General features: G+C 54.2%; 17 protein-coding genes and 1 pseudogene. 7 read left to right on the forward strand and 11 right to left on the reverse strand.

The window, feature by feature from the left end; genetic code table 11:
- Positions 1 to 92: 92 nt before the first annotated feature.
- Together VN24_RS04530 and VN24_RS04535 are read right to left on the reverse strand one after the other, a co-directional pair.
- Positions 93 to 1,778 carry an ATP-binding protein gene (locus tag VN24_RS04530; protein WP_045669446.1) on the reverse strand — a complete coding sequence of 562 codons (1,686 nt, stop codon included), beginning with the start codon at positions 1,776 to 1,778 and terminating at the stop codon, positions 93 to 95.
- A 124-nt stretch (positions 1,779 to 1,902) separates the two neighbouring features.
- The gene (locus VN24_RS04535) at positions 1,903 to 2,763 is read right to left on the reverse strand and encodes an alpha/beta hydrolase (RefSeq protein WP_045669447.1); all 861 of its coding nucleotides are present in this window, start codon (positions 2,761 to 2,763) and stop codon (positions 1,903 to 1,905) included.
- 380 nt (positions 2,764 to 3,143) lie between these two features.
- Between VN24_RS04535 and VN24_RS04540 the strand changes: the two genes are divergently transcribed.
- Positions 3,144 to 4,424 carry a BaiN/RdsA family NAD(P)/FAD-dependent oxidoreductase gene (locus tag VN24_RS04540; RefSeq protein WP_045669448.1) on the forward strand — a complete coding sequence of 427 codons (1,281 nt, stop codon included), beginning with the start codon at positions 3,144 to 3,146 and terminating at the stop codon, positions 4,422 to 4,424.
- Between the two features lie 220 nt (positions 4,425 to 4,644).
- Here VN24_RS04540 and VN24_RS04545 read toward each other — a convergent pair whose 3' ends face one another.
- The 4 genes from VN24_RS04545 to VN24_RS26785 all read right to left on the reverse strand — a co-directional run bounded on the left by VN24_RS04545 (position 4,645) and on the right by VN24_RS26785 (position 7,442).
- On the reverse strand, positions 4,645 to 4,983 hold the full coding sequence (locus VN24_RS04545; protein ID WP_052702785.1) for a hypothetical protein: 339 nt from the start codon (positions 4,981 to 4,983) through the stop codon (positions 4,645 to 4,647).
- Positions 4,984 to 5,091: 108 nt separating this feature from the next.
- Positions 5,092 to 5,526 carry a GIY-YIG nuclease family protein gene (locus VN24_RS04550; protein ID WP_052702786.1) on the reverse strand — a complete coding sequence of 145 codons (435 nt, stop codon included), beginning with the start codon at positions 5,524 to 5,526 and terminating at the stop codon, positions 5,092 to 5,094.
- Positions 5,527 to 5,637: 111 nt separating this feature from the next.
- Complete coding sequence (locus VN24_RS04555; protein ID WP_045669449.1) at positions 5,638 to 6,396, reverse strand: DUF2087 domain-containing protein; 759 nt, start codon at positions 6,394 to 6,396, stop codon at positions 5,638 to 5,640.
- A gap of 644 nt (positions 6,397 to 7,040) precedes the next feature.
- Entirely contained in the window at positions 7,041 to 7,442 is a 402-nt protein-coding gene (locus VN24_RS26785) for a hypothetical protein (RefSeq protein ID WP_082083617.1), read from the reverse strand.
- A 359-nt stretch (positions 7,443 to 7,801) separates the two neighbouring features.
- Here VN24_RS26785 and VN24_RS28680 point away from each other — a divergent pair.
- Positions 7,802 to 8,044 (forward strand): annotated as a pseudogene (locus VN24_RS28680) (transcriptional regulator); the annotation flags it as partial.
- A 165-nt stretch (positions 8,045 to 8,209) separates the two neighbouring features.
- On the opposite strand, the gene VN24_RS04565 reads toward VN24_RS28680, so the two are convergent.
- Positions 8,210 to 9,796 carry a sensor domain-containing diguanylate cyclase gene (locus VN24_RS04565; protein WP_045669450.1) on the reverse strand — a complete coding sequence of 529 codons (1,587 nt, stop codon included), beginning with the start codon at positions 9,794 to 9,796 and terminating at the stop codon, positions 8,210 to 8,212.
- 452 nt (positions 9,797 to 10,248) lie between these two features.
- Between VN24_RS04565 and VN24_RS04570 the strand changes: the two genes are divergently transcribed.
- Genes VN24_RS04570 through VN24_RS04590 form a run of 5 tightly spaced genes read left to right on the forward strand, consistent with a single transcriptional unit; the run spans position 10,249 to position 15,545 of the window.
- A complete protein-coding gene (locus tag VN24_RS04570; protein WP_052702788.1) occupies positions 10,249 to 11,571 on the forward strand; it encodes an ABC transporter substrate-binding protein in 1,323 nt (440 codons plus the stop codon).
- Between the two features lie 23 nt (positions 11,572 to 11,594).
- The gene (locus VN24_RS04575; protein ID WP_238590826.1) at positions 11,595 to 12,551 is read left to right on the forward strand and encodes a carbohydrate ABC transporter permease; all 957 of its coding nucleotides are present in this window, start codon (positions 11,595 to 11,597) and stop codon (positions 12,549 to 12,551) included.
- A 14-nt stretch (positions 12,552 to 12,565) separates the two neighbouring features.
- Positions 12,566 to 13,402, forward strand: a complete 837-nt coding sequence (locus tag VN24_RS04580; protein ID WP_045669451.1) for a carbohydrate ABC transporter permease — start codon at positions 12,566 to 12,568, stop codon at positions 13,400 to 13,402.
- Positions 13,403 to 13,451: 49 nt separating this feature from the next.
- Positions 13,452 to 14,660, forward strand: coding sequence for a GntR family transcriptional regulator (locus VN24_RS04585; RefSeq protein WP_045669452.1), 1,209 nt, complete (start codon positions 13,452 to 13,454; stop codon positions 14,658 to 14,660).
- A gap of 60 nt (positions 14,661 to 14,720) precedes the next feature.
- On the forward strand, positions 14,721 to 15,545 hold the full coding sequence (locus tag VN24_RS04590) for an MBL fold metallo-hydrolase (RefSeq protein ID WP_045669453.1): 825 nt from the start codon (positions 14,721 to 14,723) through the stop codon (positions 15,543 to 15,545).
- A gap of 564 nt (positions 15,546 to 16,109) precedes the next feature.
- On the opposite strand, the gene VN24_RS04595 is transcribed toward VN24_RS04590, so the two are convergent.
- The 4 genes from VN24_RS04595 to VN24_RS04610 form a co-directional block, all read right to left on the reverse strand.
- Entirely contained in the window at positions 16,110 to 17,507 is a 1,398-nt protein-coding gene (locus tag VN24_RS04595) for an ABC transporter substrate-binding protein (RefSeq protein ID WP_045669454.1), read from the reverse strand.
- A 7-nt stretch (positions 17,508 to 17,514) separates the two neighbouring features.
- The gene (locus tag VN24_RS04600; RefSeq protein ID WP_420798624.1) at positions 17,515 to 18,945 is read right to left on the reverse strand and encodes an ABC transporter substrate-binding protein; all 1,431 of its coding nucleotides are present in this window, start codon (positions 18,943 to 18,945) and stop codon (positions 17,515 to 17,517) included.
- 122 nt (positions 18,946 to 19,067) lie between these two features.
- A complete protein-coding gene (locus VN24_RS04605; RefSeq protein WP_082083618.1) occupies positions 19,068 to 19,622 on the reverse strand; it encodes an RNA polymerase sigma factor in 555 nt (184 codons plus the stop codon).
- 243 nt (positions 19,623 to 19,865) lie between these two features.
- Positions 19,866 to 21,092, reverse strand: coding sequence for an MFS transporter (locus VN24_RS04610; RefSeq protein ID WP_045669456.1), 1,227 nt, complete (start codon positions 21,090 to 21,092; stop codon positions 19,866 to 19,868).
- Positions 21,093 to 21,178 lie beyond the last annotated feature (86 nt).

Consider the following 21,178-nt stretch of genomic DNA (forward strand, 5'->3'; position numbering starts at 1 on the left):
AATTCCGGCTGCGCCAAGCTGCTGGGCAGCAGCGGTTTTGCGCCCGCAAAAAAATGAGGCGCTTTGTGGTAGTATGCCTCGCCCCGGAACGGTTATGCTCTGCGCACGGCCGCGGCCAACGGAACGGCCCCGCCGTTCTTCATAAACGTGACAATGAACGCCGTCCCCTTGCCCTCTTCCGACTGCACCTCGATGCGGCCATTGTGACGTTCCGCAATGCTTAGACAGAGCGGCAGACCAAGCCCCGTCCCCCTTGTCTTCGTCGTAAAAAAAGGCTCGAACAGCCGGTCCATCTTTTCCTTAGATATGCCGATCCCTTCGTCTTCGACCCGCAGCTGAAGCCCGTTCCCGAGGTTAACGGTCCGCAAATGCAGAACTCCTTTGTCCCCCATCGCTTCCATCCCGTTGCGCGCCAAATTGAGAATAAGCTGCTTGATTTCTTTGTCGTTCATTTCCAGCATCGGTATATCGTCGGCCAAATCCAGCTCGATCGATTGTCCCCTCAGATTTGCATCGGCCCAAAGAAGAGGCATCAGCTCGTTCATGATGACGTGCAGGGAGCAGCTTTCTTTTGCGATGATACGATTTTGTGCGAGTGAGAGGAAGTCGTTAATGATGGCATTTGCACGATCCAATTCATCCATTACGATCCGGAAGTATTCCTGCTGGCTTTCAGGGCTCCGCTCGCGCATCAGCTGCACGAACCCGCGGATGACGGCCATCGGATTGCGTATTTCGTGCGTGATGCTCGCCGCCATTTGGCCGACCAGGCTGAGTCTTTCCATTTTGCCGATCTCATCCCTCAGCCAGCTTATTTCCGTAATATCGTAGATCAAAACGGCGGCCCCGAGAATGTAGCTCGATTGCGCATCGCGGATGGCGAACACGTTCTGCAGCAGCTTTTTCTCCCCGATTTCCACCAGCTCCGATGTTGAGCTTCCGACCATCGCATGCTCAAGCCGGCGGGAGAAGCATAACGTTTCCTTTGTGTTGAACAAATCGCGGAAAGGCCTGCCCATATATTCCAGCTTGCTCTTCCCGTACGGAGAACGGCCCGCCAATTTGAGCACCATCTCGTTCAGATGGGTAATGAAGCCGTCACTATCGACAATCACGACCCCGAGCGCCGTCTCGTCGATAAACTGCTGCAGCTTGTACACTTCATTGCGGTAATTCGCGGACATCCGCTTCAGTTGAGTCTGGAGCTGATAGTTTTCTTTCACGCTCTCGATCGTATGCAGCGAAAACAAGATCATCGCCGCCACAAGAGCCATGACGCCCGCGGATAATAGCAGCATCGGAAGCAGTTGCTGATCGAAATGAATCAGATAGAAAATCAACGAGATGAATAAAAAAACAATGATGCAGCCGTAGAGCGCAAATGCGATTTTGGTCTTGTCTTTGCGGCGCGCCAGCTGGAAGGGCCGGATCGACAGCATAATAAGCGGCACAAATATAGCGAGATACGCGATGAAATCCAATGTTTCCCACACATCGTCAAGCATCGGAATGCGCATGACGATAAATATCGCGCTTAAGATGAACAATACCGGATATCCGCCGTATAGCGAACCGACGATGTAGGGAAAATAATGCATATTAAAATCCAAGCCGTTCGGAAGCCGGACCGCCAGCACAAAGCATAACACCAACGACAGACCGAACGATAATCCGAAAAATAAAGGTCCTTTCCGCAGTCCGAACCTGTTTGCCCACAATTGAAAAGCAAATACAGGCATGATTGAAATAAATGCCTGGAGAAGTATTTCTTTCCACATGGAAATGAATCACTCCTGACCGAACCGTCTTTGTACACCGATTAAATCACAGGTCCTATCTTTTGACAATGGCGGCGTGTCTTTTTCCGGCGTTATCGAAAGCGGCTGCTTGTTGCCGCCAAAACTAACGACGGGAAGCAGCGACACGCGCCTTGATCCAGTCTGTGAGAACGTTCATTACTTCTTCCCGCCGCAGGTCGTTGTGCAGCTCGTGGTAACAGCCATCGAAGGCGCGGAATTCCGCTGCGGCGCCCAAACCGGAAGCAAGCTCCTCGCTTGCCCGGTACGATGTAATGCGGTCAGCCGTTCCGTGCATCAGCAGCAGCGGCGCGCGCAGAAGCCCGCTATTGGCGAGCGCCCATTCGCCGGCGGACTCCAGTGCCGTGAACATGCCCGCCGTTATCCGCTTGTGCGACAACGGATCCGGCGAATGTTCCGGCGTATAGCGTTCCGGCGAATGTTCCGGCCGGAACAGGTCGGCGGCCTGGATTCCCGTCGCCTGCGCGAACTGCGGCCATATCCGCGCGACGGCGCGGCCGAGCCACAGCTTGACGGCTGGCGGATTCATCGCCAGCCGCAGCCACGGGCTCGAAAGCACGAGCCCGCTCATGGCCGGCTGCAGCCGCAATGCGGTATTGAGGGCGACGCTTCCGCCCATGCTGTGCCCGTACAAAATGCGCGGCAGACCCGGGTGCCTTTCCCCGGCCGCTTCAATGAAAGCGGCTGCGTCGGCAGCGAGCGCGTCAATGGACGGCGCATGGCCGCGGGCACCCGGCGACCGTCCGTGCCCTCTCTGATCGTACGCGAGTACGGCGAAGCCCGCATCCGTCAGCCTCTGCGCGACGCGCTCGTAACGGCCGGTGTGCTCTCCCATCCCGTGTACAAGGCATACCGCAGCTTCCGGCGACACGCTGTCCGGCTGCCATGTTCTCGCATACAAAAGCATCCCGCCGGCGGCAGGAAGCTCCCATTCGTAATGCCGCATTTTTCGAATCCCCTCTATTCTGTCGGTCCTTAACCGGAATCATAAATTTTTGCGGGTCCGTACGGTGAGCGCACCGATACCATCTTGGGCGCGCTGCAATATGAATTCAGCTTGATTTTGACATGCCGCCCGCTGCTTTGCAAGCGCTATTATAGGGAAAATGGAAAAGCTGTAATAATTTGAAGCGCCGCGCGGCTTTTGGGGATAATACGCCAAACGGCTATACGGTTACGGTTATGACGATTATGATGTAACGGTTATGATGTAACGGTTATGCTATAATCGGAAGCAAACGGTTGCGGGCTAAGCCGGTTTGGTAAGCCGGCTCATTCCGAATGACTAATGAACGGGCGGAGCAGCCGCCAAAGGAGAATGGCATTTTGAGTTATGATGTAATTATCGTCGGCGGCGGATCGGCCGGCCTGATGGCAGCGATTGCCGCAAGCGAATCGGGAGCGAAGACGCTGCTGCTGGACAAAGGCGACCGGCTTGGACGCAAGCTGGGCATTTCCGGCGGGGGCCGCTGCAACGTAACGAATAACAAGGAGCGGGATGAACTGATCCGCCATATTCCCGGCAACGGCCGGTTTTTATACAGCGCATTGTCCGTTTTCGGCAATAAAGATATTATTGCGTTCTTCGAACGGCTCGGCATTCGTCTCAAGGAAGAAGACAACGGCCGCATGTTTCCCGTCTCGGACAAGGCAAAGACGGTCGTCGACGCGCTCGTGGGCCAAGTTCGGAGGCAGGGGGTGGCCGTCCGCGTCAACAGCCCCGTCGCCGAGGTGCTGTATGAAGGCGGAAGAACGGTCGGAGTGAAGCTTCGTTCCGGCGAAACGATCCGGGGCGAGAGCGTCGTGATCGCTTCCGGCGGCAAATCCGTGCCGCATACCGGTTCGACGGGCGACGGATACGAGTGGGCAGAGAAAGCGGGGCACACGATTACAGAGCTGTACCCAACCGAGGTGCCGATTACATCCAATGAACCTTTTATCGTCAGCAAGGAACTGCAGGGATTGTCTCTGCGCAATATCGGACTGTCGGTCTGGAATGCAAAGGGCAAGCGGGTCGTTACGCATGAGGGAGACATGTTGTTCACCCACTTCGGCATTTCCGGTCCTGCCGCGCTCCGATGCAGCCAGTTCGTCGTCAAAGGGCTGAAGCAGTCCGGCGGCGGCAATGTGCTGCTTACGATCGATCTGCTTCCCGGCAAGAGCGCCGAAGAAGTGTACCGGGAGACGATGTCGCTCGCCATGAGCGAAGCCCGCAAGTCGATCCGCAACGTGCTCAAAAGTTATTTGCCGGACAAGCTCATTCCGGTTTTGCTGAGCAAAGCGGGGCTGGCGGAATCCCTTACCGCGGACAACATTCCGAAGCAGCCGTGGCTCGAACTGGCGAAGCTGATCAAAGCTTTTCCGATCCGGGCGTATGGTACGCTTTCGCTGAGCGAAGCTTTCGTGACTGGCGGCGGAGTCAATCTGAAGGAGATCGATCCGGGCACAATGGCCTCCAAGCTTAAGGAAGGGCTGTACTTTTGCGGCGAAATTCTCGATATTCACGGTTATACCGGCGGCTATAACATAACGGCCGCATTTTCGACCGGATATGCCGCGGGCAGCAGTGCGGCGGCATTTGCCGTGAACGCTGCGGACCTCCGGTAAGTCAGCCGGGAACGGATGGCGAAGCGATCGCCCTGAGCGAGTCAGTCGCTATCCCAGCGGACCACATAACCGTTATTTGCAGAAAAATGTCCACATATCTAAAGTAAACGGACACCCTTGCCCGCAATCGCTCAACAACAAACGAACCGGTCAAGGGCAGCCCCTCGACCGGTTCGTTTACATTTTCAAGTTACTCCTTCGTTTCCTGCAAGGCCTCTCTTCAACTCCGCAATTCCTCACCGGCAATCCAGTCCTCGTTGATGATATGGGCGGGGATGGGGATCGTATCGATATCTTCCGGCGACACAACCATAGTGCTCATTCCGTAAGACGCTGCCGTCAGCTGCTCTTCCCGCTCTCCGGAGTCCGTATGGAGCTGCCCGCCGTGCGCAAACGCGATTTCCAGCGCGCTTGTCAGATCGCTGCGGTGAATCGAAAGCGACACGTTGTGGCCGTCGGCCCTAACCGCTTCGTAGCCGAGCTCGCAAAGCGTATCCGACGCAAGGGCGGCCGAGCTGTCGTCGGCAAATTCAAACAATAAAGAATGTTGATGATCCATCCGGAACCATTCCTTTCAGGCAGAGCGCAATGATGACCATACTATATTAGAATGCCCCGATTCCCCCGTCTTCATGCCGTGACGCATTCATTCGTACTACAAGTTCCGTCACAATTTTCCGTCCGCTTCCTGCCGCGGCGGATGATAGCCGTCCGGCGCAAACGGCTGCAGCTTGTTCAGCCAAGCCTCCTCCAGCTCCTCGATTCCTTTCTTGTACTTGCGCTGTGTCCCGGTCCTGGGCGCCTCGTCTTTCGGAAGCACGTCCCGGTAATCGAACGTTACCTTTTCACCGGGATCGTAAATCTCAAGCAGCTCAAATTCAAAGCCTTCTCCACCTGTTGCCTTCCATTCTTGCTGCAGCTCTTTATTCGGGTGTCCGCCCATATCCAGCATAAAGCGGTCCCTCTGCCAGGCACCCTTCATATTAAGCGTCGAATCAATAAACGAGCGCCCGTTCTTCCGGTTAACGATCCGGTAAACGCCCATCTCGCGCTCCTGCTCCTGATACTGCGCCACTAACATTTTTCTCCGTTCCGCGTTCATTTCGATCCTCCTTGAATGCTAAGAGCAGCTGTCGGTTTGGTAGTTGCTCTTCTTTATTTGTACCTTGAAAACTGATGATGTTGTCCCGGTGGGGGCGCAGCCCAAGCGAAGCTACAGCTTCACCCAATACGCGCTGCCGTCGTCCTTGCGGTCCAAATATCCGTATTCGATCAAGTACCTGCGCAGCGTCACGTAATCGTCCGCCAAAAAGCGCTTCAGCACCTCGTTAACCTCTTTCTCCTTATACGTGCGACCCTGCTCGAAAAAAGTCGAAATATGACGCAGCAGCGCCACCTTCCGCTTTTCCTTGCGGGGGAAGCCGGTGAGCGGTCCCTCCGGGCCGTCCGGCATATATTTGGCCAGCAACGCTGCATACTCGTCCTCGGTAATCGCGTAACGCTCGTCAACCTGCGTCGCCGTCCGGTGAACCGGGACGAACTTCGGTCCTGCGGACGCACCCTCGTCCATCAGCTCCATAATGGCCAAAAAGAGCTTCGCCTGCTTCGCTTTTTCCTTGAGCGCAAAGCGGTGATTGCGGATCGTCGAGGCGCTGCCCGATCCGGCGCGCCGGACAATTTCCGCATCGGTTTCCCCGGCGGCGAACGAACGCAGCAGGTCGCGCTGCAGGTCCGTCAGGCCGGTCGCTTTTTTATCGAGACCGAGCAAATAATGAAGCATCGACCCGTGCCGGTCGGCCTGATGCAATTGTACCGCTTTGCGAGCCTCATACAGCCGTTCCCCGTGCGGGTAAACGGCACCGTCCTCGAAAGCTTCGCCGCATACGAGACATACGTATTGTCCGCCGCTGAGCTCCCACCCTTGCTTCAGCGTGTCCAGATGCGCGTTCCAAAACAGTTCAGATAAGTCCATTTCATAGACGCTCATTTCTTTTGTTTATTATTTTATAGACATATTACAATATCGTTTGATTTATTACAAGACCATTCTTCTGTTAAGCCAAATAAACACCGAAGAACGACATCATCTGACGGTGACTTAACATGCAGCCCGGCAGTTACTCTTTCTGCTGCCCTTTCTTTCTCACAGCTGCTTGCTTCCTCTTGCCGTAATTCATTTTCATAATTTTGCCGAAATGATAATTACACCCTACACTGGATAAATATTTGGTCGTGAAGAACACGCCGCTTCGATACGTGGTATCGGAGCGGCTTTATTTTTGATGAGATAAAGGAGTAAATACGGTTTTCTTCTCATACCGATGTGACTTACGTCCATTCTTTTCAATCATCCGAAAGAATTGGAGAAGCACTCGCTGGACATCATCCGCTTGCTTTTTTATGGCATCATGTAGAGAAAGAAAATATTCTTTTAAGATACAGATTACTTTGAATTCTGCGCTCATCGAAAGATGATTGGAGGCATCAAGTTGGCTACATAATCGTGCGAGGGGAGTCATCGATACATGATCATTTAAAAAGACACATAAGGAAACCAGATCCTGCGCGGTATATTTGCGTTTTCGTTGGACGAAGCCAGCTTTTCTAGCGAGCTCCTCAAGTTGGGTAGGAGAAAAATGACGTTGAAGCTGTTAGGCTAGTAAATGCATTTCTTCGCTGATAGAAAGTGGAATAGAATTCATGGAAAACCATCCTTTCTATGGAATTATGCTTGATATAGAAAGCTGTCATACAGGCAGCAATCCAACCTCCAATGATAAAAATCCAGCGAGGAACTTTTTTGCCAGCAAAAAACGGGACCCAACGGGGGAATATGCGCCCCCATCTTTGGACAAGAGCAAGGGAAAGCAATGCACTAGCACCAAAAACCAGAATTTTCCCAAACGCAGAATGATGGCCGAAATTTTGACCGCCCCATAAGGTCCCGCCAAGTGACCAGTAGATTTTCAGCAAAGGGTATGGAAATGAAAGGATGAAAGCGGCATAGCCAAGCCACACATTAGAGCGACTCTTTCCCTTGATCAAGGGCCCTTGGCCACACGCAACACATGCACCGCGGGATACGCGCTGAAAAGAGACGGTAACCATTGCCAGTAACGTTGCTTAGCCATTGTTTCTCCAATGTGGTTTTGGTTATTTGAAGTCATTATTGAGACCAGCTCCTTAACGCTTTAATTTCGATCTCAGTTTTCAATATAATTTTAATTTTACAAAAACATTTCTTTGGCGAAAATAAACTAAGGTCTATTTTCCAGCTAGACCTTAGCCGGGCACAGCCGACATGCGGGTAGGAATAGAAGCTGTCATGAAGTGCCAACTTGGAATTTCCCCTAATCGCCATTAGCGGAAATGAAATAGACTGGCTGCTTCTTCACGTTGCTTACCTGTCCATTACGGAAGAGCCCAAACGTTGCCAACAGCTGGTTCTCGCTTTCATTGGCAAATTCATATCCTCTGATGTCCCTGCCGGCTTGTCCTGGCTTGAGTCTGAAACGGTTCGCTATGCCAGGCGAATTCTGAGAAAAATGGTTGAACAGGAGCTCTTATTCGTAGCAAGCGGAAAACAAAGGTACCGCACGTATGGCTTACGAACCGAGTAATCGTTATTTGTGCATTTTGAACCTATACCATGCTCTAACGAATCGTAAAGTCACAATTCTATCGATATCTATTCGGCTAGGTTTCTATATTTTTTCAGGTCCTTTAACCGCAGCTTCCGAAAGTTGGATAAGGAACTTGGAGGGGCTAGGGGCTGTACCTTTACGTTACTTGTCCCCGTACACGACGGTTCGGTTGCGGCCCTGCTGTTTCGCCGCATACAGCGCTTTGTCCGCCGTTTCGAATAGGGCCTCTAAACTATCCGCCATATGCGGATAGGAGGATACGCCCAGCGATAAGGTGATCGGCCGGCCGGTCGGGCTTATATCCGCTTCGATCCGGACCCTAATCCGTTCTGCCGCCAAATACGCCGCCTCCTCCGCCATGTTCGGGAGCAGGAGCATGAATTCCTCGCCTCCGTATCTGCATGCGACGTCACTGGAGCGCTTTTCGCTTTGCAGCACACGTGCCAAATATTGCAGCACCTGATCTCCCACTTGATGGCCGCACGTATCGTTGACCGCTTTGAAATAGTCGATATCGAGCATTATGATGGAAAAAGGGATGTCGCGTTCGATCCACATACGGGTGATCGAATCCATCGTTCTCCGGTTAACAAGTCCGGTAAGAGGATCGGTCCGGGATTCCTGCAGCAGCTGCTCGGTCTTCTTTTTCATATCGTTGAAAGCTGCGGCAATCGTTTTGTTGAGCCGGTTCACTTCATAGTTCCAGTGCCGGTGCCGCCGTATCCCCTTGAGCGCTTCGTCGTTGACGTGCAGGCTCGACGCGGCGTTGGCCAGACGATGCAATGGAGCCGACAGCTTGCTCGCCACCCATAATGACAGCACGATCAGCACAATCAGGAAGGGAGCCGCATAGAGAGACATTTTTTCAGTTAATTTCATCGTTGCGGATGTGACATTTTGCTGCGGGGTTTGGTACACGATTCCCCAGCCGGTTTCCGGTATCGGCACATAGCCGGCGAGGTACCGTTTTCCTTGGCTGTTTACGACGGACAGCGATCCGCTTTCTCCGTTCATCAAGTTCCGGACGACGGCATTCGCACTCACATCTTCCGCGATCCGGGTTCGGTCCGCATGGAACATTAAACGGCCGGATGCATCGACGACGAAAAAGTAGGAGCCGTCATTACCGTCCCTCCCCTGCTCCCCCAAAATTTTTTGAAAGATATTGGCCTGCTGCAAATAAACGGCTCCCCCGATATAGCCTTTATATTTTCCGTTCGCGTCCGTTAAAGGATGACTGACAAGCACGGTATACTGTTTCGTGATTGAGACAAAAGGTTCCGATATAAGCGGTTTTTGCAGCTCCAGCGCTTGTCTCGAAGCCGTAGAATACAGCTCGCATCCTTTCATCCCCAATCCGCCCGGCGATGCCGAGACAACGGTCCCGCGGCTGTCGACGACAGCCGCCGAATTGAACAAATACGTGGTCCCTCTAAAAAAGTCCAGCTGCCTCTGGAGTTCTTCTTCCGAATATTGGTTATATGAAAAAAATTGAGCCGCGATATTCATATTTTCTTTCATGGACAACAGCAGCGATTGAACGGTTCTGCCCATTTCCTTCGCCTGCATCTTGTTCGAAAACAGAATCTGGGCGGTAAGCGAATTTTTAATCGCATGATATCCTGTAATGGTCGTCACGATCAACATAATAAACATCGAAAACAATACAATAAACGTAAGAATATGTGAAAGTTTATAGCCGTGTTTTTTCCGAATGAGCCTGATCATTAACTATACCCCGTTGTTATATCTGTCCATTTTTTTATGTAAAAATATATAAGTACAATAATATAACAGGATGAAACTATTATCCATTCCTCGATACATCCGATTTCGTTAGCTCCCTTTTATTATCCTGTGTCTCTACCGGTTCTTGTCCGTTCGGACATCGTATGTCACTGCCATACAAAAGATCCGCAGCTCCGCAGGGTCAATCCGCGCGTATCCGCACTGCAGCGCTTTTATTTACAGTATCTTAACGCTGCCATACGTTGAATATGTCAGTGACATCTATTATGCTTTTTTTGGCCAGTTACCCGGGGAAATGGAATCATCAAAGGGATGTTAAGAGGTCATCCCAGGAGGTGGAGCGCAAAGCGATCGCGGCTGTGAGATTAAATGTCAGAATAATCTGATTACTATAATGGGCTGTAAAAAACTTATAAAAGGATTGGTGAACAATGATTCGTTCCTTCCAAACCGTTCGTCCGGCAGCTTTATTGTCGATTGCTCTCAGCGCAGGCTTGTTGTTCGGGTGTTCTCAAGCATCGGAAACGGCCGGCACATCAAACGGCTCTTCCGCTAATACCGCCGCTTCGGGCAGTGCGAGTGCGGGCAAAACGGTCACCTTCTGGCACGATAAAACCGGCGTTGCCGGCGAAGCGATCACAGCGGCTGCGAATGCCTTTCAGGCCGACCATCCGGAAATAAAGCTGAATGTTGTTTATGTAGCGGATTTGACCGTCGGCGGCGGACAAAAGCTGCTCTCCGCTGTCGCGGGCGGTACGGCGCCGGACGCCGTGTTCTTCGACCGTTTCCAGATTGCATCCTGGGCCGACCAGGGCGCTCTGGTGGACGTGACGGACCGGGTCAGCGCGGACAAACTGGACAAGAACCGCTTCTATCCGGCTGCCTGGAACGAGGTTGTGTATAAGGATCGCGTTTACGGACTGCCGGTGTCGACCGATGGAAGAGTGCTCTATTACAACAAGGACCACTTCAAGGAAGCCGGTCTCGATCCGGAGAAACCGCCGGCAACGATCAAGGAGCTGGAAGAGGATGCAGCCAAGCTGACCGTCAAGGACGGCGGCACCTACAAGCGTTTCGGCTTGATCCCTTGGTCGACTCAGGGCAACTTCTATACGTGGGGCTGGGTGTTCGGCGGCGATTTCTACAACACGGAGACCGGCGAGGTGACCGCGAATAATCCGAAAAATGTGGAGGCTCTGCAATGGCTGCAACAGTTTGCCAACAAATACGATATCAGCGCGATGCAGTCGCTTTCGGATGCTTCGAAGGTAAATCCGTTTGCGGCGGGCGTCACGAGCATGGTCATCGGGAACAACCTGACTTCCGCCCAGATTAGAGACGCCAATCCGAAGTTGGATTTCGGCGTGACTGCGATCCCGACGCCATCGGGCCAAAACAACGTCACCTGGTCCGGAGGCTATAGCGTCGTCATTCCGAAAGGCGCCAAAAATCCGGACGGAGCATGGGAGCTGCTCAAATATTTCACCGGGGACAAAGCGCAGGAGGAGCTGGCCAAGGCCTATCTTTCCGTCGTGCATTCCGTGAACGAGAAAGTATTCAAGGATGATCCGATCAATACCCGCATCCTATCGGTACTTAATGACGCTCGCTGGCGTCCGGTTATTCCGCAGGGGCAGCTGCTGTGGAACGAGCTGCAAAGCGCGATGGATCTGGCTGTCAACAACAAAGGCAACCCACAGGAGCTGCTCGACGGCGTCACCGATAAAGTGAACGCCGCTCTGAAAGGATCCTAAACGCCAGGGAGGTGTAATTTCCGATGAGCAACATCTATTCGGGTACGGACATGGGAATGGCAGGCCGTACCCGAACGGGGACGGGAAAGAGATCCATCCGGCAAGCGCTGCGGAAAAACAGGACCGGGTGGCTGTTTGTCACGCCGTGGCTGCTCGGTCTGCTGCTCTTCTATGTCTATCCGCTTGTCAGCTCCATCATTCTCAGCTTTACGTCCTACAGCATTCTAAAGGCCGGCAGCTTCGTCGGTCTTCAAAATTACCGCAATCTGATGGGAGACGGCGTGTTCTGGGCTTCGATCTATAATACGCTCTATTTTGCGCTGCTGTATGTTCCGCTCAGCTTGATCTGCAGCCTCGCTCTTGCTCTGCTGTTAAACACGGGGCGCAGAGGCATCGGCTTTTACCGGACGCTCTTTTTCCTGCCGACGCTCGTTCCTTTGGTCGCGAAAGCGGCGATCTGGATATGGCTGCTCAATCCCCAGTTCGGTCTGGTTAATCAGGCGCTTGCCGCGATCGGGATTAACGGGCCGCCGTGGCTGGGCAGCGACAGCTGGTCCAAGCCTACGCTTGTCCTGATGTCCTTATGGGCCATCGGGCAGACGGTGATGATCTTTGTCGCCGGCCTTCAGGACATTTCCCGGGACTATTACGATGCCGCAGCCGTGGATGGTGCGCGCCGGCATCAGACGCTTTGGCGCATTACGCTGCCGCTGCTGACACCGGTTCTGTTTTACAATCTGATCATGGGCATCATCGGGTCGTTTCAGGTGTTCGCGCTGCCGTACTCGCTAACGGGCGGAAGCGGCGCGCCGGCCGGTTCGCTCATGTTCTATGTCATGTATGTCTACCAGAATGCGTTCCTGTATTTGAAAATGGGCTACGCTTCCGCAATGGCCTGGATTTTGTTTGCCCTCATCGCCTTGCTGACGGCCGTCATCTTCGCTTCATCGAAAAAATGGGTTCACTATCAAGGGAACTAAACGGAGGTACCCGCATGACCATCCAAAAAACGGCGCAGCTTCGTACATTTCTCGTCCATCTGATCCTGCTGCTCACGGCGGCCGGTTTTGCCGCTCCGCTGGTCTGGATGCTGCTCACGTCGCTGAAGGATAATTCGCAGTTGTTCGCGAGTCCGCCCCAGTGGCTTCCGAGCCCCGTGCACTTGCAGAACTATGCGGAGGCATTTTCCCGTATTTCACTGCCCCGGCTGCTGTCCAATACGCTGATTGTCAGCTTGTTCAGTGCGCTCGGCATGCTGCTCACCGCCCCGCTGGCCGCTTACAGCCTGGCCAAGCTGGAGTGGAAAGGACGCAGCCTGATCTTCGCCGTTACAATCGGCGTCATGATGGTTCCCGGGCAGGTCACGATGATTCCGGAATTCATTCTGTTCTACAAGCTGGGACTGGTCGGCACGCTGATTCCGCTCATCGTCAAGCCGGCGCTGGGAGTACCCGTTTATATTTTCATGCTGAGGCAGTTCTTCCTGGGGCTCCCTTCGGAGCTTCAGCAGGCGGCCCGGATCGATGGAGCAAGCGAGGGATACATTTACTGGAGTATTATGCTCCGGCTTGCGATGCCGGCTGTTCTGGCAACGGGACTCTTTCAAATCATGGCCAGTTGGAACGATTTCCTCGGTCCGCTGCTGTACTTGAACGATCCCGCTCAATATACGCTGTCTCTGGGACTGCAGCAGTTCCAGAATGAAATCAGTACGGAGTGGAACCTGCTGATGGCGGCGGCTTTCCTGATGATACTGCCCATTCTGATCCTGTTCTTTTTTCTGCAAAGAACGTTTATACAAGGGATTACGTTTACCGGAATCAAAGGCTAGGGCTGCTGTCAGCCTGGCTGCCTGAATTTATTGAAGAGGGATGCTTGGCATGAAAAATGCTCCACGAGGTAAAAAAAGCAACCAGCAGCTGTATATGCAAATGGCGGACAAAGTGAAAACGATGATCCGGACGAGAAATCTTAAGGCGCACGATCCGGTTCCGTCGGAGGGCGAGCTTGCCAAGCTGTTCGGCGTCAGCCGGATGACGAGCAAGCTGGCGCTGGATCAGCTGGCACAGCAGGGAATCGTCTACCGTTTGTCGCGAAGGGGCACGTTTCTTTCCCCGGGTCAGGCTCAGCCGGAGGTGGCGGACGGTCGGACGGAGAATGGAGTCCCGCTTACGACCCGGGAGAAGGGTCCGCATGAAGAGATTGCGGCCGCCGGTCAGCAGCCTGAGGACCGGAAGAAGCATCTTCAAATCGCGATTATTTTCCCTCATCTGATGGATTATACGTCCCGGATCATCCGGTCGCTGGAGAAAGAAGCGCGGGAGCACGACTGCGATCTGATTCTAAAAATTACAAAAGACAATGAAGATGAGGACGAATGTCTGAGCCGGCTGGTGGCGGAAGGCGCGGCCGGCATTATTTTGTTCCCGCGCAGACGGGCCACGTGCAGTGACCAGGTGCTGAGACTGAAGCTTGCGCGGTATCCGATCGTCATCATCGACCGCTTCTTCCGCGAAATTCAGATTGACTGCGTGTATCATGATCATTTTATGGGCTCCTACGCGATGGCGGAGTATTTGATCGGGAGAGGACACCGGGAGATCGGTTATATTACCAATCCGATGGCGGGAGTTACCAGTACCGAGGACCGGTATCACGGCTATGTTCAGGCGCTGCTCGACCATGGCATTCCGGTGAATAATCAGCATATTCTTATTCGCAGCGAAGACTGCGATCCGGAGCGGGTGAACGAAAGCAACCATGAGCAGGAGGCTTTTCTTCGTGCCAATCCCCACTTGACGGCAGTCATGTGCGGAGACGATTATGTTGCGCTCCAAACGTTGTATACCGCCCTGCATCTTAATGTGGCTGTTCCCAGGCAGCTGTCAGTTGTCGGGTTCTCCGACATCCAAATCTCCAGAATGGCAGCGGTCCCGCTCACGACCGTGAGGCAGCCGACCGGACAGCTGGCCCAGTCTGCGCTGAATCTGCTGCTGGACCGAATCGGAAACTCGGGGGGTCAGCAGCTTACGATCAAAATCCAGACCGCGATCGTCGAGCGGGCCTCGACGACCTCTCGGCTTGAATAAATAGGCTTCAACAATACTCGGACGATTTGTACACCTGTGAACCAGACGGAGGATTCAATGATGAAGATTCATTTTCTCGGCACCGCGGCGGCGGAAGGCTTTCCGAATGCTTTCTGCCGGTGCGGTGCGTGCAGCCGGGCAAGGCAGCTTGGCGGTAAAAACATCCGCAGCCGGACCTCGGTCATTATCGACGATACGATCAAATTCGATTACTCGCCCGACTCGTTTATGCAGGCTCTCCGCGACCGGGTCGATTACGGCGCCCTCCGGCATCTGCTTGTAACGCATACGCATACCGATCACTACAACGCCTTTGATCTGGACTCCAGAAAAATAGGGATTGCCCACGGCATTGATCACCCGCTTCATATTTACGGCAATGACGCCGTCATGCAGCGCACCCGCGCTGCCGTAGGCAGTCATGAAGGGGAGCGGTTCGCGTTTCATCTGATGCGTCCGTTCATTACGGCCGCACTCGGGGAGGACGAAATCCGGGTAACGCCGCTGCCGGCTGACCATGACCGGCTCGAAACGTGCCTGCTCTACGTGGTGGAGAAAGAAGGCAAAAGCCTTCTCTACGGTCACGATACCGGCTGGCTGCCGGATGACACATGGGCATGGCTGAAGGGAAAGAGGCTTGACGGCGCGATTCTCGACTGCACGGTAGGATTTACGGGCAATAAACGGGAACGGAATCATATGAGCATCGAGACCATTATGGAGGTGCAGCGGGTATTCCGCGAGGAGAATATTCTAAGTGATCAGGGTCGGATCGTTGTCACTCATATCAGTCATAATTCCAAGCTGCTGCACGAAGATCTGACGACGATTTTTGAGCCGGCCGGTATTACGGTCGCTTACGACGGGATGGTGCTTTATCTCTGACCATGATGATATCCCGGTTCCGGAAATCCCCTCAAGTCCGCACCCAATAGGACACAAGAGGACCTCCAGTTTCGCTGGCAAAGCGGTATCGTCACTGAGAGGTCTTTTCTCAATGTCCATTCTAAGGGGTGCACTCATCGCTGACAAAGCGGAGTCGGAGGTCCTTCCTCGCTAAACCTGCGAATGCGCAGGTATTATCGATCGAAATCGCATGTCTGGACGGAAAACCTGCAATGGTGCAGGAATTTCCCAGCTTTTATCGCCTGAACGGGACATGGGGTCGACAAAAAAAGCATATTCGCAGGAATTTTTACGTAGTCGAAAAATAAACAGAAAATAGATGTACGAACGCATCTTTTTCAAAACTCCCCCTTCGTACAGAGCGATGAGATAAACCTTTATTGAGGTCTTTCGAAGAGGGTGCGACCGCGTTTAAAGGTAGGTTTATTCGCCAATAGGAAAGTTCATTTCGACTTCATGCTTTATCGAAATTAAACTTTCCTATGTGGTAAAAACGAACGAACCGGCCAAGGATAGCCCCTTGATCGGTTCGTTTACGCTCGCTTAAGTATTCCCCCCGGAGGACCAAAACTTATCGACAATCTGCTGCCCTTCGGTTTGCATCGAGGCAAGAGCTTCATCCAGCGTCTTGTTTCCTGCGACCAGCTCCTTCTGCTCGCGGGTAATCATCTCATCCAATGCGGTATGGACGGAACGGGGGATGGATTCCCGAATCAGCGGCGTCTTCACCGGCATCAGCTGAAACAGCTTCTTCATCTGCGGATCGGTATTCATCGTTAGATAGGACATCCTGGCGGATATTCCGTCTGTACCCGAAAGCAGCTTGGCCATATAATCGCCTGTCATGAACTTGACGACTTCCCAAGCGTCGGCCTTATTCTCGGCAGCTGCCGGGATGGCCAATATGTCCACAACGACGAAGCCGGCTATCCGACCGGGATCGGCGGAATTGACCGGTGCAAATACTCCCCCCGTCTCAAACGAATCTTTCTTGCACTGTTTGATGCCATCGATCGTCATTGCCGCTTTTCCTTTGCCGAACAAGTCCGCCTCCTTCATCGCATCCTCGTCAAAATAGGCCTCATTCCCTTCAATCCTTTCCTTCATCTCCTTCACTCCGAAGGCTCCCTGCCTATACCCTTCCAGGACGGATGAATAGATGGATTTCCAGGCCGGGGTATTCAACGTAACGGTGCGGCTGTCGCTTCCGAGCTGCTGAATCCCTTCAGTCCATGCCACTCTGGCAACGTAGCTGCCCAAGCCGTTTGCGCCCATCGAGTGGAAACCGACAATGCCTTCCTCGACCGCGCCGGCAGACACAAAGCGCGAGGCCAGACGGATGATATCGCTCCAGGCCATACCGTCTGCGGGCTCTTCCACCCCGTATTTGCGGAACAAATCCTTGTTGTAGCACAAGACTCTCGAATACAGCTGCGGAGCTAGTCCGTAGAGCCGGTTGTCGGGATTATCTTTCAACTCCTCGATCGCGCCTTGCTGAAAGTCGCTTTCCCGTATTCCGTCCTTGCGCATATCGTCCGTCAAATCCGTCAAATAACCTTCGGAGGCTAAATAACGGTAATCATCGCCGTACGTATAGATGAGGTCCGGATGCTTTTCGTCCATCAACTTTGCAAGAAATTTTCTGTAATCCGTAATGTTGTAGTCCGCGGTACTGTATTCCGTCGGAATAATTTCCACCTGAAGATCCGGAAAAGCCGCTTCCAAGTAATCGCGAAGGCTGTGATTGTAACTGGCCTCATTGTAAATGGCAATCCGCAGAGGCTCCTTGACTTCGGCAGGCTGTCCGCCTCCGCTGCATCCGGCCGCCAGCACAAGCATGGCGAGGCAGATGACCGCAAGCCGTGCGATCTTCGGGCCGCTCCTGAAACGGAATCGCAGCATCCACGCCTTAACCTTTTTTCTATTCGAATTTGTCGACATTTTACACTCACCCCCCGCCGGACTCCTTCTGCGCTGCGCTGTTCAATGCTTTCTGCACACTGTCCTGCACCTGCTCAAGCGCCTTCTCCACCGGCAGCTTCCCTGCTGCGACCTCCGCCATCAGCCTTGTACCATCGTTGTAAAAGCTGCTTCTGCCGCTCATGGACACCGGATCCGTACTCCATTTCTTCGCATAAAAATCAGGATCGGCTTTCAGCTTATAGAACGCTTCTTTCTGCTCAGGCTCCAGCCATTTCAGTTCCGACTCCCTTGCCAGCACATTTGAATACATGTTGTTAATGCGGCGCGCCAATTCTTTTCCTGCTACAAATTTGACGAATTCCCATGCCGCCTTGGAATTGGCCGATTCGGCGTTCACCGCATAAACGGTATCCAAGCGAAAACTTGCCGACACGTCCCCTCTGGCCTTGCCGACCGGCTCGGTAACGGAGATCCAGTTCAGTTTTTTCCCCGATTGCTCCTGCGAAAGCATATAAGCGTAAAAAGAACTCCCGATCCGCATTGCAGCTTTTCCGTTCTGGAACGGGTCCGTTTCCGCGGCCTGCTTGATCGTATAGTTTTTCCCCTTAAGCGGATTGGGAGCATTGTAAATCCAGCCCTGCTGCACGCCGTCGGCAACTTTGGCCCACAGCCCCGCCCATGCCGGCGTATCCGCCGTCGCCTGCAGCTTGTCCGAATTGAAAGGCTGCAGCCCTTCCGTCGTTCCCGCCATTTGCACGAGGCTGAACGGATTGTCCAAATCCGGACCGATCAGCCCGGCGGTGCCCGTCCCTGCAAAACGCTGCGCCAGCGCCAGCACCTCGTCCCAGGTCATGCCGTCCTCAGGCAGCGCAATGCCGTTCCGCTCAAATAAATCTTTGTTCACAAAAATCGCAGCCGTGTCAAACGAATTCGCAAGTCCGTACAGTTGACCGCCGCCGCCGAGTTCCCGCAGCGTATCCGTCACCGGCTTAAACATGCCGTCCAGATCGAATTTGTCGTTATTGATCCATGCGTCGAGCGCCTGCAGCCGCCCTTGCTGCGCCAGCTTGCCGAATGTACCGGAATCGGTCACGATGACATCGGGTTTTTGCCCGGCAATCCACTTCTCCAGCTCGTCCTCGCTGCTCACGCTTCCATCGCGGGGAGGCTGCACAACGGTAAAGTGCACGCCGGGATGGCGGATCACGAACGGATTGCCGATAAAGCTCATAAAACTTACAGTATCCTGATTCTGCGAATACACCTTTAGCTCGATATCGCCCTCTGCGGCCAGCGGATCGCTGCGCAGCGCGGACGGGGCATCCGCAGCGTATGCGGGGACATTTTCGGACGACTTCCAGTTGTCCCTCAGCATAATCCCGCCCAGCAGCAGGGCGCATACGATGACAAACGCTGCGGCAGGACGCATATATGTTCTTCGATGTCCGCCTCCCATTCTGACCCTCTCCCTCACCTTCTGTTCAAGCTCTGAGGTGAACCCGCTCTTGATAAACGGACGGCCGGACAATTTGCGTTCCCAGTCCTGATGAGCCTCGGGGCCGTTCCTGTTCCGATCTTTCATGTCCGCTCCTCCTCCCCTGTTTCGTTGCCCAGCTTGCGGCTGACGGCGGCGCGGGCCCGGTGCAGCCGCGACTTGACCGTCCCGGCCGAAATCCCGAGCAGCTCCGCAATCTCCTCCTGCTTGAGCCCATAATGGGCGTGAAGCAGCAGCACCTCGCGCAGCTTGTCCGACAGCGACATGACGACCGACCAGATCTCGCCGGTCATTTGCTGCGAGAGCGCCTCCCGTTCCGCCGACGGTCCCGCGTCCTTCTCCCGCCAATAGGCGACCAGCTTCACGCGGCGCAGCCAGGCGGACCGGAGCGCATCGCGCGCGGTGTTGCGGGTGATGGAGAGCAGCCACGTCTTGACGCTGGACTGTCCGCGGAACGTATACAACCGGTTATATACTTTCACGAACACGTCCTGGGAAATATCGTCCGCAAGCTCGCGGCGGCGGGTGAGAAAGAACGCATAGTTCCATACGTCCGTTCCATAAGCTGTCATCAGCTCATTGAGGACGGCTCCGCGGTCCAAACCGTCCGTCATGTCCTGCAAATAATCGAATTGCACTCCGTTCACCTCGGCAAGTAGACGATTGATATCTGAAAAGGTTCCCTTTTGCTTCTTACTTCTTTTTTCATTGGCGCGTTCGGCACATCCGGCCCATCCAGTGCATCCAGCGCATCCGGCCTCCTCTTTTACAGTTGCGGGGTCCGAACCTTCGCACAAGCAAAAGGGCCGTCCCAGGCGGTCGTCGACCATCGGGGACGGCCCTTTGCCGCACCGTTTCTTGTTCCTTATTCCTTTTAATCCTTATTCCCTGCGGTCTTTCGGCAGCAGAATGGCGAGCACGCCAACGAGCGGCAGGAAGCTGCACCAGGTCATCACCGAAGCCAGACCGTACCGGTCGGCAAGCGTGCCGAGCACGACCGCTCCGAGCGCGCCCATGCCGAAGGCGAAGCCGGTAATGAGTCCCGACGCCATGCCGACCTTGCCGGGCATCAGCTCCTGCGCGTACACGACGCTGACGGAGAAGCCGGACATCAGCACGAACCCGAGCACGGCCGCTGTCGGGTATACCCAGTAAAGCGGCAGGTGCGGGAGCAGCAGGGCGAACGGCGCCGAGCCGGCAACGGACCAGAACATCATGTTTTTGCGTCCGAACCGGTCGGCAAGCATGCCACCGAAGAACGTTCCCGCCACGCCGGCCACCATGAACAAATAGAGCGGCACCTGCGCCAGCTTCGTCGACAGCCCGTAGTGATCCATCATATAAAACTGGTGAAAGCTGCCGATGGCCGCTCCGTACCAGGATCGGACGAAGACGAGCAGAATGAGCAGCCCGAGCGCAAAAGCGACCGTATTGCGACCGCTCTGCAATTGTCCGGATGCCGCAGCCGCTCCGGCGGCCGGCTTCTTCTTGGCCGGCTTGCCGTTCTCCTTCAGCTGCTCGGAGTACCACGGTACGACCTTAAGCAGCACGACGATGGCGGCCGCAGCCAGCAGCGTGCCGAATACGGCTCCGTGCTGTCCGAGCGGTATGAAGATGAACATCGTCATTAGCGGACCGAGCGACTGGCCGAAGTTGCCTCCGACCTGGTAGATCGATTGTGCGAGTCCGCGGCGCGCCCCCGCCGCAAAGTATACGACGCGGGAGCCTTCGGGGTGAAAGACGGCGGAGCCGAGACCGACGAAGACGACCGATGCGATAACCGCGGGAAAATTCGGCGCGAAAGCAAGGCCGGCCATGCCGATCAGGCTGCACCCCATGCCGGCGGGCAGCATCCACGGAGCCGGCCGTTTGTCGGAAATAATCCCGATGGCCGGCTGCATCACCGAGGAGGTCATATTTAACGTAAATGCGATCCATCCGACCTGCGTAAAGTTAAGGTCGAGCGCTTTTTCCAAAACGGGAAACAATGCCGTCACGACCGACTGCATCGAGTCGTTGAGCATATGTACGGCGCTGATGGCGATCAGAATAAAGTAGACGGCCCCGGTACGGACCGCGCCGATCCGGGCCGATTGCAGCGATGACATGTGTAGCAAAACTTCCTTTCTCGTATGAATGCCGTAACAACGTTCAAAATTTGTAAATAATGCGCAAATAGACCGTTTTTGCCTGC

It is taken from the genome of Paenibacillus beijingensis, assembly GCF_000961095.1.
Lineage (GTDB): Bacteria > Bacillota > Bacilli > Paenibacillales > Paenibacillaceae > Paenibacillus_O > Paenibacillus_O beijingensis.